Genomic DNA, 14,640 nt, shown 5'->3' with positions numbered 1-14,640 from the left:
CGCCACCGGCCAGCGATCAGGCCACAGTGGGCAGTGCCGGGGTGGTCACGTCGTAGACCTTGCCCGGGCGGGTCAGCAGCGGCGGGAGAATCGCCGCCTTCCGGGGGGTTTCCTCCAGGGCTCCCCAGGCGACCTCGCGGTCACCCGTCAACAGCAGGCGGATCGCATTCGACCGCTCCGCGATCACCGCCGTGACCTCGGCCCGCACCGACTGCGGCAGGGCCATCAGGACCGTCATCGCCGCCCGCGTCGTCGCATCGTTCTGGGACGCCGCCCGGACGCGGAGCTCCGGCAAATCGGCCGGAAGTTGCGGAACCACGTCGAACGGCACGCCATCGGCATCGACGAGCTGGATCCCGTTACGCGCCACCAGGAACGCCACCGGAATCCGCTCCGTGACCTGGACCCGCACCGTGGACGGCCAGCTCAGCGACACCTGGGCCGCCGCGATCTTCGGCACCGCCTGCAGCCGGGCGCGGATCTCGTCGACATCGACCTGCAGCATCGGAGTGCCGGATTCGATGCCCGCGGCCCGCACCACCTCGTCCTGGCCGAGCCTCGAGTTGCCGACGACCTGCACCGACCGGACCCCCAGCAGTGGCGTGAAATACAGCACGACCGCCACCAACGTCGCCACCGTTAACAGCGCCGGAAGCGCCCAGCGGCGCCACCTCGGCGGTGCCATCGCGCCGCCCCGCACCGGGCGGCCTCGGGTGCTGCGCAGCCCGGGGCGCGCCGGGGCGCGGCGACGCGTCGGGGTCACCCTTACTCCTCCCCTGCGTCGGGGTCGATCTCGCGGAGGATCTCCGGGCCGAGCATCGTCACGTCCCCGGCCCCCATCGTCAGCACCAGGTCACCCGGCCGGGCCAGGCTCGCTACCCGCGGCGCCGCCGCCGTGAACGACGGCTCATAGTGCACGTTCTCGGCCGGCAGCGGCACTTCGCCGGCGATCAGCTCGCCGGTGACACCGGGCTGCGGGTCCTCGCGCGCGCCGTAGACGTCCAGCACGACGACCTCGTCGGCCAGGCCGAGCGCGGTCGCGAACTCGCCGGCGAACGCCGCCGTGCGGGAGAACAGGTGCGGCTGGAACACCACGATCAGCCGACCGTCGCCGACCACCGGCCGGACCGCGCGCAGCTGCGCGTCCACCTCGGTCGGGTGGTGGGCGTAGTCGTCGTAGACCCGCACGCCGTCGGCGCGGCCCTTGAACTCGAACCGCCGTCGGACCCCGCCGAACGCGGCGAGCCCGTCGAGCAGACCACCGAGCGGCGCACCGAGTTCCAGCCCGGCGAGCAGCGCCGCGACCGCGTTGCCCGCCATGTGCTCGCCCGGCACCGACACCCGCACGTCGACGCGGTCGCCGCCGAGCTCCACACAGGCCACTCCGGAGGCGTGCTCGGGCCGGTACCCGACCAGCAGCGCATCGCCGTCGCCGGTCGCCGACTTCCCGTAGCGCCGCACCCGGACCCCGGCAGCCGCTGCCCGGTCGGCGAGCTCGGCCGCGCCAGGGTCGTCGGAGCAGGCGATCAGCACGCCGCCCGGTTCGATGCGCCGGACGAACTCCTCGAAGACCTCGGTGTAGGCCTCGGCGGTGCCGTGGTGGTCCAGGTGGTCGGGCTCGACGTTGGTCACCACCGCCACCGACGGCGCGAACACCAGGAACGATCCGTCGCTCTCGTCCGCCTCGGCGACGAAGATGCTGCCGTCGCCGTGGTGCGCGTTCGCGCCCGAGTCGTTCAGGTCACCGCCGATAGCGAAGGACGGGTCGAACCGGCAGTGCTGCAACGCGACGGTCAGCATCGAGGTCGTGGACGTCTTGCCGTGGGTGCCCGCCACGCAAGCGACCCGGTGCCCGGCCATCAGCGCGGCCAGTGCCTCGGCCCGGCGCAGCACGGTGATCCCGCGCCGCTGCGCCTCGACCAGCTCCGCGTTGTCCAGCTTGATGGCCGTGGACACCACGACCGCCGTCGGGTCCGCGTCGAACTGGTCCAGGTTCTCCGCCTGGTGGCCGATGCCGATGCGCGCGCCCTGCGCGCGCAGCGCGAGCACGGTGCGCGAGTCGCGGGCGTCCGAACCGGACACCTGCTGCCCGCGAGCCAGCAGGATGCGGGCGATGCCACTCATCCCGGCCCCGCCGATGCCGACCAGGTGCACCCGCGCCAACAAGGCTTCGAGCTCCACGGTTTCAAAGTTTGATGGGGACGGTCCGGTCATTGACCCGCCACCTCCAGCACAATCTGCGCCAGCACCTGGTCCGCCTCCCGGTGGCCGCTGCCCAGCGTCGCCCGGCTCATCTCTTGCAACCGTTGCGCGTCGCGCGCCAGCGGCAGCACCTCGTCGATCACCCGCTGCGCGGTCAGGTCCGCGTCCGCCACCAGCCGCGCACCACCGGCGGTCACCACCGGCTGCGCGTTGAGCGCCTGCTCGCCGTTGCCGTGCGGCAGCGGCACGAACACCGCGGGCAGCCCGACGGCCGAGACCTCGGCGACGGTCATCGCGCCGGAGCGGCACACCACCAGGTCCGCCGCCGCGTACGCCAGGTCCATCCGCTCCAGGTAGGGCACCGCCGTGTAGGCGGGCGCACCGGGAACCTGTTGCACCGCAATGGTGTTCTTCGGGCCGTGCGCGTGCAGCACGCCGATTCCCGCGCGTCCCAACGCTTCCGCCGCACCGGAGAACGCGGTGTTCAGCGTGCGCGCGCCCTGCGAACCGCCGACGACCAGGATCGTCGGGGCGTGCGGGTGTAACCCGAAGTGCTGGCGGGCCTGCGCCCGCAGCGCCCACCGGTCCAACCGGGTAATCGACTCGCGCAGCGGGATCCCGATGGTCCGCGCCCCGGCCAGGCCGCTGTCCGGGGTGGCCGCCAAGACGCGTGCGGCGAACTTCGCGCCCACCTTGTTCGCCAGTCCGGCGCGCGCGTTCGCCTCGTGCACCACGATCGGCACCCGGCCGCGCGCGGCCAGGTAGGCGGGCAGCGAGACGTAGCCGCCGAAGCCGACCACCACGTTCGCGCCGACGCGGTCCAGCACGTCGCGGGTCCGCTTCACCGATTCCCGCACCTTCAGCGGCAGCTTCAGCAGCTCCGGGCTGGCCTTGCGCGGCATCGGCACCGGCGGGATGAGCTCCAGCGGGTAGCCGCGGGCCGGCACCAGCCGGTTCTCCAGCCCCCGCTCGGTGCCAAGAGCGGTCACCCGGGCGTCGGGCCGCAGCCGACGCACCGCGTCGGCCAGCGCCAGCGCGGGCTCGATGTGCCCGGCGGTGCCGCCACCGGCGACCACCACCGACAGCGTCCGCCGCCCCACGGCGGCACCCCGCGGGTCGGCCACGGCGCCCTGGTCGATGCGAACCGTCTGCTCCCCGCTCAACGGTGTCCTCCTCGTGTCTGCGCCCGGGATCCGGGACCGCTGCGCGCACCACGCGCGCGCGTGTCCCCGCCTCCCCGGCGAGTTGCCGCCGTCCCGGAGCTCTTCGCGCCGGGCCGGCTTCGTGGGGTAGTGGGTCGCGCCGGACGCCGCCTGGCCGGCGGCCGGTACGGCACCGGGGTGGGCAGGCGCAGCAGCTTGCCGACCCGACCCGGCCCCAAAGACCGTAGCGCGGCGATCGCCTCGGGTTCGTGCCGGGCGAAGTTCGCCAGCAGGCCGAACACCAGCATGCTGGTCACCACCGACGACCCGCCGGAGGAAATCAGCGGCAGCGGCAACCCGGTGGTGGGCAGCAGGCCCACCACGTAGCCGACGTTGATGATCGCCTGCCCCACCAGCCAGGTGGTCAAGGTCGCCGACACCAGCCGGATGTACGGGTCGGTGTTGCGGAACGCGATGCGCATGCCCACATAGGCGGTGGTGCCGAAGAGCACCAGCACGATGGCGCAGCCGACGAACCCAAGTTCCTCACCGATCACCGCGAAGATGAAGTCGTTGTGCACGTTGGGCAGGTATTGCCACTTCGACCAGCCCTGCCCCAGCCCGCGGCCGAACAACCCGCCGTCGGCCAGCGCGAACAGCGCCTGCATCGCCTGGTAGCCGTGGCCGGAGGGGTCGGCCAGCGGATCCAGGAACGTGGTGAGCCGGGCCATCCGGTAGGAGGCGACCATCGCCAGCGCCACACCGCCGGTCACCGCGCCCAGCAGCATCGCGAAGAACAGCCGCAGCGGCGCACCGGCGAACCACAGCAGCCCGAGCAGCACCACGAACAGCGTGACCGTCGACCCCAGATCCGGCTGCATCATCACCAGCGCGAACATCAGCAGCGCCGCCGGCACCACCGGCACCAGCAGATGCCGGTACTGCGTCATCAGGCCGCGCTTGGTGACCAGCACATGCGCGCCCCACAACGCGAAGGCGACCTTGGCGAACTCGACCGGCTGGAACGACACCCCGGCCACCACGAACCAGCTCTGCGCCCCGTTCAGCTTGGTGCCCAGCGGCGTCAGCACCAGCACGAGCAGGCCCAGGCAGGTCGTCAGCAGGATCAGGCTGAACCGGCGCATCAGCCGCACCGGCACCCGCAGCGCGAGGTAGAACAGCGCCAGCCCGGCGAGGCAGTACATCACCTGCTTGCTGAACACGCTGTAGGACGAGCCGTCCCTGGTGAACGAGTCGACGCTGGAGGCCGAAAGCACCATCACCAGGCCGAAGACCGTCAACAGGCCGAACACCGCGAGCAGCAGGTGGAACGAGGCCAGCGGCCGGGTCAGCCACGCGGTCAGCGGCGACAGCACGGTCAGGCTCGTGCGTCGCTTCGAGCCCCGTGCGGGCGCGGCGTTGGTCGCGGTGGTCACGACGGATCACCCGCCGTGCGTCGATGCCGCCGGAGAATCGGCCACCACCGCGCGCACCGCGTCGGCGAAGGCCCGGCCTCGATGGGCGTAGTCGGTGAACATGTCCATCGACGCGGCGGCCGGGGCGAGCAGGACCACCGAGCCCGGTCGCGCGAACTCGCTGGCCGAGCGAACAGCTTGCAGCATGCCCGCATCGTCCCCCGCGGTCACCTCGCGGACCGGCACATCCGGCGCGTGTCGGGCCAGTGCGGCGGCGAACCGGTCCCGATCCCGGCCGATCAGCACCACGGCGTCCAGCCGATCGGCGTTGGCCGCGATCAGTTCGTCGACCTCGGCGCCCTTGAGCAGCCCGCCCGCGATCCACACCACTCGCTGGTGCGCGCGCAGCGCCGCGTCCGCGGCGTGCGGATTCGTCGCCTTCGAATCGTCTACATAGGACACACCGGCGGCTTCGGCCACCGCCACCGACCGGTGCGCCCCCGGTTGGTACGCCCGCAGCCCGTCGGCCACCGCACCGGGCTCGACGCCGTAAGCGCGCGCCAGCGCGGCCGCAGCCAGCGCATTGGCCACGTTGTGCGGCCCCGCCGGGTGCACGTCCGCGACCGACGCGAGCACCACCCGATCGCCGAAGGCCCGGTCCACCAGCGAGGCGTCCTCGACGCCGAGCTGGCCCTCCTGCGGAGCCGACAGCGTGAAGGAGACCCGCCTGGCGTCCGTCGCGGCAGCCGCGGACAACCGGGTCGACCACGCGTCGTCGGCATTGGCGACGGCAACTGAATTGCCGGAGTACACCCTCGCCTTGGCGTCGCCGTAGGCGACGAGGGAGCCGTGCCAGTCAAGGTGATCGTCGGCGAGGTTGAGGACGACGGCGGCGTACGCCGCGACGGAGTCCGACCAGTGCAGCTGGAAGCTGGACAGCTCCACGGCGAGCACCTGGTGTCCGGCCCGGACCGCGTCGACCACCGGCAGCCCGACGTTGCCGCAGGCCACCACGTCGACCTCGGCGGCGCGCAGGATCGACTCCAGCATGCTGACCGTCGTGGTCTTGCCGTTGGTGCCGGTGACCGCCAGCCACGTGGCCGGCGCTGCTCGCCGGCCCATCGACGCGGCAGGAGATTCCGCTTTCTCCTGGTCCAGCCGCCAGGCGAGTTCGACCTCGCCGATCACCTCGACACCGGCCGCGGCCGCCGCCGCCAGCAGCGGCGCATCCGGCCGCCAACCGGGGCTAGTGACGACCAGCTCGGTGTCTTCCGGCGGCTCGGACAGCCCGGCCACCAGCTCCGCGCCCTGCGCCTGCAGCGACGCCAGCGCGGCCAGCCGATCGGCGGAGGCGTCGGAAACGGTGACCGCCGCGCCCACCGCCAGCAGCGCCTCCGCGGCCGAGCGCCCGGACACCCCGGCACCGGCCACCAGCACGTTCAGCCCCGCGAACCGCCCAGTCACCGGGTCGCCTCCCCAATCTCTCCTCGTCCCTGCACGCTCAAGCGTCAGGGGTTGGCCAACGCCAGCCAGTCCGCGTAGAAAAGGCCGACACCGAACATGCAACTGATTCCGGCCAGCACCCAGAACCGGATGATCACCGTGGTCTCCGCCCACCCGGCGAGCTCGAAGTGATGGTGGAACGGCGCCATCCGGAACAGCCGTCGCCTGGTGGTCCGGAACACCGCGATCTGCAGCACCACCGACAGCGCCTCGACCACGAACACCCCGCCGATGACGATCATCAGCAGTTCGGTCCGGGTGACCATCGAGAGCCCGGCCAGCAGGCCACCCAGGGCCAGCGAACCGGTGTCGCCCATGAAGATCTTCGCGGGCGCGGCGTTCCACCACAGAAAGCCGACGCAGGCGGCCATTGCCGCCGCGGCGACCACCGCGATGTCCAGCGGATCGCGCACCGTGTAGCAGCCGGGCGTCGGGCCGGTCGGCGCGAAGCAGTCGTTGCGCAGCTGCCAGAACGAGATCAGCACATAGGTCGCCAGCACCATCGCCGCGGTGCCGGCCGCCAGGCCGTCCATGCCGTCGGTGAAGTTGACCGCGTTGGACCAGCCGCTGATCGCGACATAGGCGAAGATCACGAACCCGATCGCGCCGAACGAGATCACCGTGATGTCCCGCAGGAACGAGAGCTCCGTGGACGCCGGTGTGACGCCGTTGCGGTTGACGAACTGGATCGCCAGGATCGCGAACAGCACCGATGCGACCAGCTGGCCGACCAGCTTGGCGGTCTTGTTCAACCCGAGGTTGCGCTGCTTGCGGATCTTGATGAAGTCGTCCAGGAACCCGACGATGCCCAGCGCCGTGGTCAGGCCCAGCACCAGCAGCCCGGACGCGGTCAGCGGATCCCCGACCGTCAGGTGGGTCACCAGGTAGCCGACCCACATGGCCACCAGGATCGCCACCCCGCCCATGGTGGGCGTGCCGCGCTTGGCGGCGTGCTGGCTCTGCACCTCTTCCCGGATCTCCTGGCCGAAGCCCTGCTTGGAGAAAACCCGGATCAGGTAAGGCGTGAACAGGATCGAAACGACGAGCGACACGGCGGCCGCCACCAGAATGGGCTTCACGGCGTCCGCCACCCCGCAGAGTCCTCGGTCAACAGGACCTCGGCGACCCGCCACAACCCGGCGGAGTTCGATGCTTTGGTCAGCACCACATCACCGGCACGCAGTTCGGCACGCAGTAGCGCGACGGCCGCATCGATGTCCGGCACCAGAACCGACTCCTCTCCCCACGACCCTTCCAGCGATGCCGCCTGGTGCATCACCCGGGCCTGTTCGCCGACCACCACCAGCCGGTCGATGTTCAGCCGGACGGCCAGGCGCCCGATCTCGTCGTGCGCTTCGGCGTCCAATTCGCCGAGCTCGGCCATCGGCCCCAACACCGCCCACGCCCGAGCCGGGCGCCCGCGGGTCATCGCGGCCAACGTCTTCAACGCCGCGCGGACCGACTCGGGGTTGGCGTTGTATGCGTCGTTGACGATCGTGACGCCGCTCGGGGTCTCGGAGACCTCCATGCGCCGCGCCGACACCCGGCGCACCGAGCTCAGCCGCTTGGCCACCTGCTCGACCGTCGCGCCGAGTTCCAGCGCCACGGCGGCCGCCGTCAACGCGTTGGCTACGTGGTGCTCGCCGAACAGCGGCAGCGTCACTGCCGCCTCGCCCTGCTCGGTGACCAGCGTGAACGTCGGCCGCGCCTGGTCGTCGACCTCGATGCCCTCCGCGCGCACCTGCGCGTCCGGGTGTTCCCCGACGAACACCACGCGCGCCCGCGTGCGGCCGGCCATCGCGGCGACCAGCGGATCGTCCGCGTTGAGCACCGCCACCCCGTCCGCGGGAAGCGCCTCGACCAGTTCGCCCTTGGCCTGCGCCACCGCCTCCTGCGAGCCGAACTCGCCGAGGTGCGCATGGCCGACGTTGAGCACCGCGCCGATGCGCGGCGGCGCCGCCGCGCAAAGATTCGCGATGTGCCCGACGCCACGCGCGGACAGCTCCAGCACCAGGTGCCGCGTGCTCTCGTCGGCGCGCAACACGGTCCACGGGTGGCCAAGCTCGTTGTTGAACGAACCCGGCGGCGCGACCGTCGGCCCCATCGGTTCCAGCAGCTGCGCGATCAGGTCCTTGGTGGAAGTCTTGCCCGACGAACCGGTGACGCCGACCACGGTGAGCCGCGGCAGCCGGTCGACCACGTGGCGGGCCAGCTTGGCCAGCCCGGCCAGCACGGCGGCACCGGAACCGTCCACGTCGCCGGCCAGCGCCAGGGCGCCGGACCGATCCGCAGCAGGCACCGGCGCGACGAGCACTGCCGGTGCGTCGACCTTTCGCGCGGCGAGCACACCCGCCGCACCGTCCGCCACGGCCTGCGTGGCGAAGTCGTGCCCGTCGACGCGTTCCCCCGGCACGGCCACGAACAGCCCACCGGGTTCGATCTTGCGGGAGTCGAACTCGACCCCCGCGCTGACGATCTCCGAGCCTTCCGCACGATGAAGCCTGCCACCCACCGCTTGCGCGATGTCAGCGAGGCTGAGCCGGATCAACTTGCCTCCTCGTCGCCCTGCCCCCGACGAACATCGGTTTCCTCTGGCTCTCCGAGCCTATGGCGCAGCGCAGCGCCGAGTTCTTCCCGGTCGGAGAAGGGGTGCACGACGCCCGCCACCTCCTGCCCCGTTTCGTGTCCCTTGCCCGCGACGACGACGATGTCGCCCGGTTCGGCACGGTCGACCGCCGCGGCGATGGCCGCGCGCCGGTCTCCGATCTCGATCACGTCCCCGCGCTGGTCGGGGGGTATCTCCCGCGTCCCGGCCAGCATGGCCGCCCGGATGTCGGCCGGGTCTTCGCTGCGCGGGTTGTCGTCGGTGATGATCAGCAGATCAGAGCGGCGGGCTGCCGCCTCGCCCATCAATGGCCGTTTCGCGACGTCCCGGTCGCCGCCGCAACCGAGCACGACGATCACCTTGCCGTCGACCTGCGCGCGGGCCGCGTCCAACACCGCGGCCACCGCGCCGGGCTTGTGCGAATAGTCCACCACAGCGGTGAAGTCCTGCCCGAGCGCGACACGCTCCATGCGGCCCGGCACGTCGACTTCCGCGAGCCCGCGCTCGATCGCCCAGGTCGGCACCCCGGCGGCGTGCAGGACCCCGATCGCCAGCAGTGCGTTAGCCACGTTGAACGGGCCGGGCAGGCGCAGCCGGACGTGCAGCTTGAAGCCGTTGGGGCCGTGCGCGGTGAAGGTCTGCTCGCCGGTGGGGAACGCTTGCACGTCGGTGGCGGACCAACTCGCCTCGCCCTCGGTGGACACCGTGATGGTGTCCTCCTTGACCAGCCGACGGCCCCACTCGCCGTCGACGCAGACGACCTCGTGCTCGGCGCGGCCGTCGAACAGCAGCGCCTTGGCCTGGAAGTAGTCCTCAAGATCGCGGTGAAAGTCCAGGTGGTCCTGGGACAGGTTGGTGAACGCGCCGACGGCGAACCGGGTACCGGAGACCCGGCCCATGGCCAACGCGTGGCTGGAGACCTCCATCGGCACGTAGGTCACCCGCTGCTCGACCATCACGGCCAGCAGCGCCTGCAGGTCGGGGGCCTCGGGCGTGGTGAACGCGCTGTCCAGCCGTTCGCCGGCGATGCGGGTCTCGACGGTGCCGACCAGTCCGGTGCCGAACCCGGCCGCCTGCAGCGCCGACTCCAGCAGGTAGGTGGTGGTGGTCTTGCCGGAGGTGCCGGTCACACCGAGCACCTTCAACCGCCGCGACGGGTCGCCGTAGATCAGGGCCGATGCCGCGCCGAGCACGCCGCGTGGATCGTCGTGCACCAGCAGCGAGACCTTGCCTTCGCGCACGGCAGGGTGCTCGGTCAGCGCGGCGCGATCGATCCCGGCCTGGTCCGTGAGCACCGCGACGGCACCGGCTTCCAGCGCGTGTTCGGCGAAGTCGGCACCGTGCACGCGCGTTCCCGGCAAAGCGGCGAAGAGATCGCCGGGGCGCACGTGCTGAGCACGCAGGGTCGCCCCGGTCACCGGCGCTGCGGCAGCGCTGGGACCAGGGACGCGAAGCACACGCGCGCCGATGACGTCGGCGAGCTTCTCGATCTCCACCGGCTCGACACAGGACGGGCGAGGCGGAGCTGTTGCAACCGCGGAAGGCACGTCGCGACAGGCTACCCGTATCACCTGAGAAAGCATCCCCATGGTCGGCAGGCTGTTCGGCCGACCACTGGCTAGACCATTCGATGCATGCTCGTTCGGCCATACCGCCGCCACAACACCACGGGTTTCCCCGGCCGGCGTCCTTTTCTGCGCGGTGCGCGCTTGCCTTGAATTTCAAAGGAAATCAGCGCCCGATGTGTGACCGGCCGGGCACCCTACGTGAAAGTCGTTTGATACACATGGTCGACTGACCGCAGACATGCCGGGGGCCGGTGTGACCGAGGACCAGCGGCCTTCCCAAGCTTAGGGCGTTGCCGCCTCAGGGTTGGAGGATCTGGACCGGCGCCTGCTCCTTGGACACCGGGATCTGGTAGCGCTGGGTGAGAAACGCCGCGATGTTGTGGAACAGCGGGGCCGCCGAGGAGCCCTCGTGGGTCCCGTACGCCGGCTGGTCCAGCATCAATCCCACCACGAATCGCGGATTGTCCGCGGGCACGATCCCGGCGAAGGTGATCCAGTACTTTGACTGGCTGTAGCAGCGGCAGGCCGGGTCGATCTGCTGCGCGGTCCCGGTCTTGCCGGAGATCTGGTAGCCCGGCAGCGCCGCGTCCGGCCCGGTGCCGCGCTGCTGCGGGACGTTCTGCACCACCGCGCGCAGCATGTCCTTCACCGTGTGGGCCGTCTCCGGGCTGACCACCCGAACCCCCTCCGGGCGTGGGCGTTGCACGCGCGTGCCGTCCGGCCGGATCTCCGCCTCGATGATCCGCGGCGGCACTCGCACCCCGTCGTTGGCGATCGCCTGGTACATGCCCGCCATCTGCAGCACCGTCATTGAAAGGCCTTGGCCGATCGGCAGGTTCGCGAACGTCGACCCGGACCAGGATTCGCGCGGCGGCAGGCTGCCCGCGCTCTCCCCCGGCAGCCCGATCCCGGTTCGCTGGCCGATCCCGAACTTCTGGGCCAGGTCGTAGAACCGCTGCTCGCCGAGCTGTTGCGCGACCATCAGGGTGCCGACGTTGGAAGACTTGCCGAGCACCCCGGTGAACGTCAGCGGCATCGTGCCGTGGTCCCAGGCGTCGCTGACGGTCCGGTCCGCGACCTTGATGGAGCCCGGCACCTGCAGCACGGTGTCCGGCTTGACAATGCCGTTCTCGATCGCCCCGGACGCGGTGATCACCTTGCCCACCGAGCCGGGCTCGTAGGGCGTGGTCACCGCCGGGTTGCCGGTGTTCTCGGTCCACGACACGCGCGGGTCGAAGGTCTTGTCGTTGGCCAGCGCGTAGACCTCGCCGGTCTTGGCGTCCAGCACCACCGCGCTGGCGCTCTTCGCCCTGGCCTGCTGGGCGTAGTCGGCGAGCTCTCGCTGCAACATGAACTGCAGATCCGAGTCGATCGTCAACTCCACATCGGAGCCCGGGACCGCCGGTTCCAGTTCCCGTTCGGTGCCCGGAATCACGAGGTCCGAACCCATCGCGGTGTCGGAGACCTTCGTTCCGTCGGTACCGGCCAGCAGCGAATCCAGCGATGCCTCCAGGCCGATCTGGCCCTGAACCTTCTTCTCGTCCATCCGCCAGTTCGCCGCGCCGATGATGTTCGCGGCCAAGCCCCCCGCCGGGTACTCGCGGGTCGCCCGGTACTCGGCGCCGATCTGCGGGTACTTCTCGGTGATCAGGCGCGCCTGGCTGGGATCGATCTCCGGGCCGAAGTAGGTGAACGCAACGTCCTTGAACAGCGCGTCCAGCACTTCCTGCTCGGTGATCTTGCCCCGCAGGACCTGCGCGATGAAGCGCGCGATCTCCTGCTTGTACTGCTCCGCAGTCGGTTTCGAGGGGTCCTTGGCGTGCTCCTCGTCGAATTCCTTGGTCAGCAGCTTCGGATTGGCGTAAAGCTGGCGGGCCTCACCGCTGAAGGCGAGCACGTTCCCGCTGCGGTCCACAAAGGAGCCCCGCTCCGCGGGAATGGGTTGCTTGGTGAGCCGCTGCTTCTGCGCCTGCTCGGACAGCGCGGTGGCCTCGAAACCCTGCAGCTGGATCAGCTTGCCGCCGGTCAACACCAGCGCGAGAACCAGCAGCAACCGGCCGACGAGCAGCCGCCGGTTGCTGCCGGCCACATTGGTGCGCGCGGTGCGTCCCTTGATGCCGGTCGCCCCGCGGGCCATCAACGGCCCGCCAATGCGGCCGCCTCCGGCGGCTGCTGGGCCGGGTCATGCTGGGCAGGGGGCTGCTGGGCCGGGTCATGCTGGGCAGGGGGCTGCTGGGCCGGGTCATGCTGGGCAGGGGGCTGCTGGGCCGGCGGCTGCTGAGCTGGGGGCGGTGGCGCGGCGGTGACCTTCTTCGGCTCACCGATGACGAGCACCGAGCCGTCCGGTTGCTGGACGAGCCGCGCCGGCGGCGGTGCGGGCTGCATACCGGCCTCCGCCGCCCGCCGTTGGATCTCGGGGGTCGAGCTCATCGAACTGACCTCGCTCAGCAACTGCTCCCTGCGCTCACTCAATGCGTTGAGCGCTTCCTCGCCCTCGCGTAGCCGATAACTGCCGCTGACCGCCGCAATGGACAGCCACAATGTCGCCGCCAGCCCGGTGGCCAACACCGACATCACGATGATCACCATCGGCAGCCGCGCGAGCGAAACCCGCTCGTGCAGCTGCTTCGCCTTTGCCCTCGCCTTGGCATTCGTCTTGGCGTTCGTCTTGGCATTCGTCTTCGGCTTCACCGCGGCCGGGCGCCGCTCCTCCACGCCCTGCCGCACCCGGCGCGGCCGCCGCTCTGAGGACTCCCGCGCCGACCGGTCCCGCCGCTCCTCGCGGCGGGCGTAAGCGCGCTCGGCCGCAGCAGATCGCGTCCGGGGCTTCTCGGTCGTTTTCTGCCCGGACTTCTGGCCGCGTTTCTGCGCCGTCTGCTGAGCGGCCTGCTTCGTCCGCTCGGTGGAACCCGCCCGCGAAGCGGTTTTGCCGGCGCGCGTAGGTGCTGTCATGTCGCCTCCCTCGCCTTGCCGCTCATGCGCCCCCCTGCCCAATCCGTTCCGCGGCGCGCAGCCGCACCGACGCCGCCCTGGGATTGGCTTCGATCTCGTGCTCGCCAGCGAGCTCGGCGCCCCGGGTGAGCAGCCGGAATTCCGGTCCGTGGCCAGGCAGTTCGATCGGGAGGTCGACCGGGGTGCGCGACTTCGACCGGTCGGCGAAAGCCCGCTTGACCATCCGGTCCTCCAGCGAGTGGTAGGACATCACCACGATCCGGCCACCCACCGCCAGCGTGTCCAGCGCCGCGGGCAGCGCCCGTTCCAGCACGTCGAGCTCGGCGTTGACCTCGATACGCAACGCCTGGAAGGTGCGCTTGGCCGGATGTCCGCCGGTGCGCCGGCTCGCCGCCGGCACGGTGTCGTAGAGCAGCTGTACCAACCGCGCACTGTTGGTGAAGGGCTCCTTGCGGCGTTCCCGGACGATCGCCGCGGCGATCTTGCCCGCGAACTTCTCCTCGCCGTAGGTCCGCAACACCCGCGCCAGTTCGTCCGCGCCGTAGGTGTTGAGCACGTCCGCGGCCGTGCGCGGCGCACCCGGATCCATCCGCATGTCCAGCGGCGCATCGTGGGCGTAGGCGAAGCCGCGCCCGGTCTCGTCCAACTGCAACGACGACACCCCGAGGTCGAACAGCACACCATCCACTTCGGACAGTCCGAGATCGGCCAGCACCGCGGCCCATTCGTCGTACACCGCATGTATCAAGTGGATTCGCGAGGCGTAGGGCGCCAACCGCTCACCGGCCAGCCGCAGGGCGTCCGGGTCGCGGTCCAGGCCGACCAGGGTCAGGCCGGGATGCGCCGCGAGCATCGCCTCGGAGTGCCCGCCCATGCCGAGCGTGGCGTCGACGACCACCGCACCCTCGCGGGACAGCGCGGGCGCGAGCAATTCCAGCGTGCGGTCGAGCAGCACCGGCACGTGCTTGTCCCGGGCGGATCCGCCCTGATCATGCCGCTGTTCGGCCACGGCGGTCCTCCCTCCCGCGTGCCCCATTGCCGTTGAACACATCGTTGAATACCGCCGATCGCCACGCGCCGTTGCGCGCGTGGCGATCTCCGGTGTGCCCCCTCGTTTTCCGGATCCCGTCAGGTCCCCGCCCGCCCGTCGCGTCCTGGTGCCGGGGAAGATGCACCAGGCATGCGATAGCCGAGCGGACCGAGGCCTCACGAAACCCGGATCTCGTGCCGTCAACGTTCGTTCCGCCGGTCGG

The 14,640-nt window shown here is 71.0% G+C and carries 11 protein-coding genes; all 11 read right to left on the bottom strand.

Annotated elements, in window-relative coordinates; genetic code table 11:
* Positions 1-16: 16 nt before the first annotated feature.
* Positions 17-763, bottom strand: coding sequence for a cell division protein FtsQ/DivIB (locus BJ970_RS38880; protein ID WP_184727003.1), 747 nt, complete (start codon positions 761-763; stop codon positions 17-19).
* Between the two features lie 2 nt (positions 764-765).
* Positions 766-2,214 (bottom strand): UDP-N-acetylmuramate--L-alanine ligase, encoded by a 1,449-nt coding sequence (murC, locus tag BJ970_RS16010; protein ID WP_184727002.1) that lies wholly within the window; start codon positions 2,212-2,214, stop codon positions 766-768.
* On the bottom strand, positions 2,211-3,341 hold the full coding sequence (murG, locus tag BJ970_RS16005) for an undecaprenyldiphospho-muramoylpentapeptide beta-N-acetylglucosaminyltransferase (RefSeq protein ID WP_184729137.1): 1,131 nt from the start codon (positions 3,339-3,341) through the stop codon (positions 2,211-2,213). Before murG ends, murC begins: the two co-directional genes overlap by 4 nt.
* Before the next feature lie 20 nt (positions 3,342-3,361).
* Positions 3,362-4,780, bottom strand: coding sequence for a putative lipid II flippase FtsW (gene ftsW, locus BJ970_RS16000; protein ID WP_184727001.1), 1,419 nt, complete (start codon positions 4,778-4,780; stop codon positions 3,362-3,364).
* Positions 4,781-4,786: 6 nt separating this feature from the next.
* A complete protein-coding gene (gene murD / locus BJ970_RS15995; RefSeq protein WP_184727000.1) occupies positions 4,787-6,223 on the bottom strand; it encodes a UDP-N-acetylmuramoyl-L-alanine--D-glutamate ligase in 1,437 nt (478 codons plus the stop codon).
* Between the two features lie 44 nt (positions 6,224-6,267).
* Positions 6,268-7,341 carry a phospho-N-acetylmuramoyl-pentapeptide-transferase gene (gene mraY / locus BJ970_RS15990; RefSeq protein WP_184729136.1) on the bottom strand — a complete coding sequence of 358 codons (1,074 nt, stop codon included), beginning with the start codon at positions 7,339-7,341 and terminating at the stop codon, positions 6,268-6,270.
* A complete protein-coding gene (locus BJ970_RS15985) occupies positions 7,338-8,810 on the bottom strand; it encodes a UDP-N-acetylmuramoyl-tripeptide--D-alanyl-D-alanine ligase (protein WP_184726999.1) in 1,473 nt (490 codons plus the stop codon). The genes mraY and BJ970_RS15985 overlap by 4 nt, the downstream gene beginning before the upstream one ends.
* Entirely contained in the window at positions 8,807-10,450 is a 1,644-nt protein-coding gene (locus BJ970_RS15980; RefSeq protein ID WP_221467984.1) for a UDP-N-acetylmuramoyl-L-alanyl-D-glutamate--2,6-diaminopimelate ligase, read from the bottom strand. The genes BJ970_RS15985 and BJ970_RS15980 overlap by 4 nt, the downstream gene beginning before the upstream one ends.
* Positions 10,451-10,733: 283 nt before the next feature.
* A complete protein-coding gene (locus BJ970_RS15975) occupies positions 10,734-12,572 on the bottom strand; it encodes a peptidoglycan D,D-transpeptidase FtsI family protein (RefSeq protein ID WP_184726998.1) in 1,839 nt (612 codons plus the stop codon).
* Positions 12,572-13,387, bottom strand: a complete 816-nt coding sequence (gene ftsL, locus BJ970_RS15970; protein ID WP_184726997.1) for a cell division protein FtsL — start codon at positions 13,385-13,387, stop codon at positions 12,572-12,574. Before ftsL ends, BJ970_RS15975 begins: the two co-directional genes overlap by 1 nt.
* 22 nt (positions 13,388-13,409) lie before the next feature.
* A complete protein-coding gene (gene rsmH / locus BJ970_RS15965; RefSeq protein WP_184726996.1) occupies positions 13,410-14,423 on the bottom strand; it encodes a 16S rRNA (cytosine(1402)-N(4))-methyltransferase RsmH in 1,014 nt (337 codons plus the stop codon).
* Positions 14,424-14,640: the final 217 nt, after the last annotated feature.

The sequence above is a fragment of the Saccharopolyspora phatthalungensis genome, assembly GCF_014203395.1.
Taxonomy (GTDB): domain Bacteria; phylum Actinomycetota; class Actinomycetes; order Mycobacteriales; family Pseudonocardiaceae; genus Saccharopolyspora; species Saccharopolyspora phatthalungensis.
Note: the sequence above shows the minus strand (reverse complement) of the source record. Positions and strands in the feature narration are given on the sequence as shown.

What these genes read in the sequence shown, in the direction of transcription:
- murC (WP_184727002.1), bottom strand. Translation starts at nt 2,214, where the DNA reads ATGACCGGACCGTCCCCATCAAACTTTGAAACCGTGGAGCTCGAAGCC.
- BJ970_RS15980 (WP_221467984.1), bottom strand. Translation starts at nt 10,450, where the DNA reads ATGCTTTCTCAGGTGATACGGGTAGCCTGTCGCGACGTGCCTTCCGCG.
- BJ970_RS15975 (WP_184726998.1), bottom strand. Translation starts at nt 12,572, where the DNA reads ATGGCCCGCGGGGCGACCGGCATCAAGGGACGCACCGCGCGCACCAAT.
- ftsL (WP_184726997.1), bottom strand. Translation starts at nt 13,387, where the DNA reads ATGACAGCACCTACGCGCGCCGGCAAAACCGCTTCGCGGGCGGGTTCC.
- rsmH (WP_184726996.1), bottom strand. Translation starts at nt 14,423, where the DNA reads ATGGGGCACGCGGGAGGGAGGACCGCCGTGGCCGAACAGCGGCATGAT.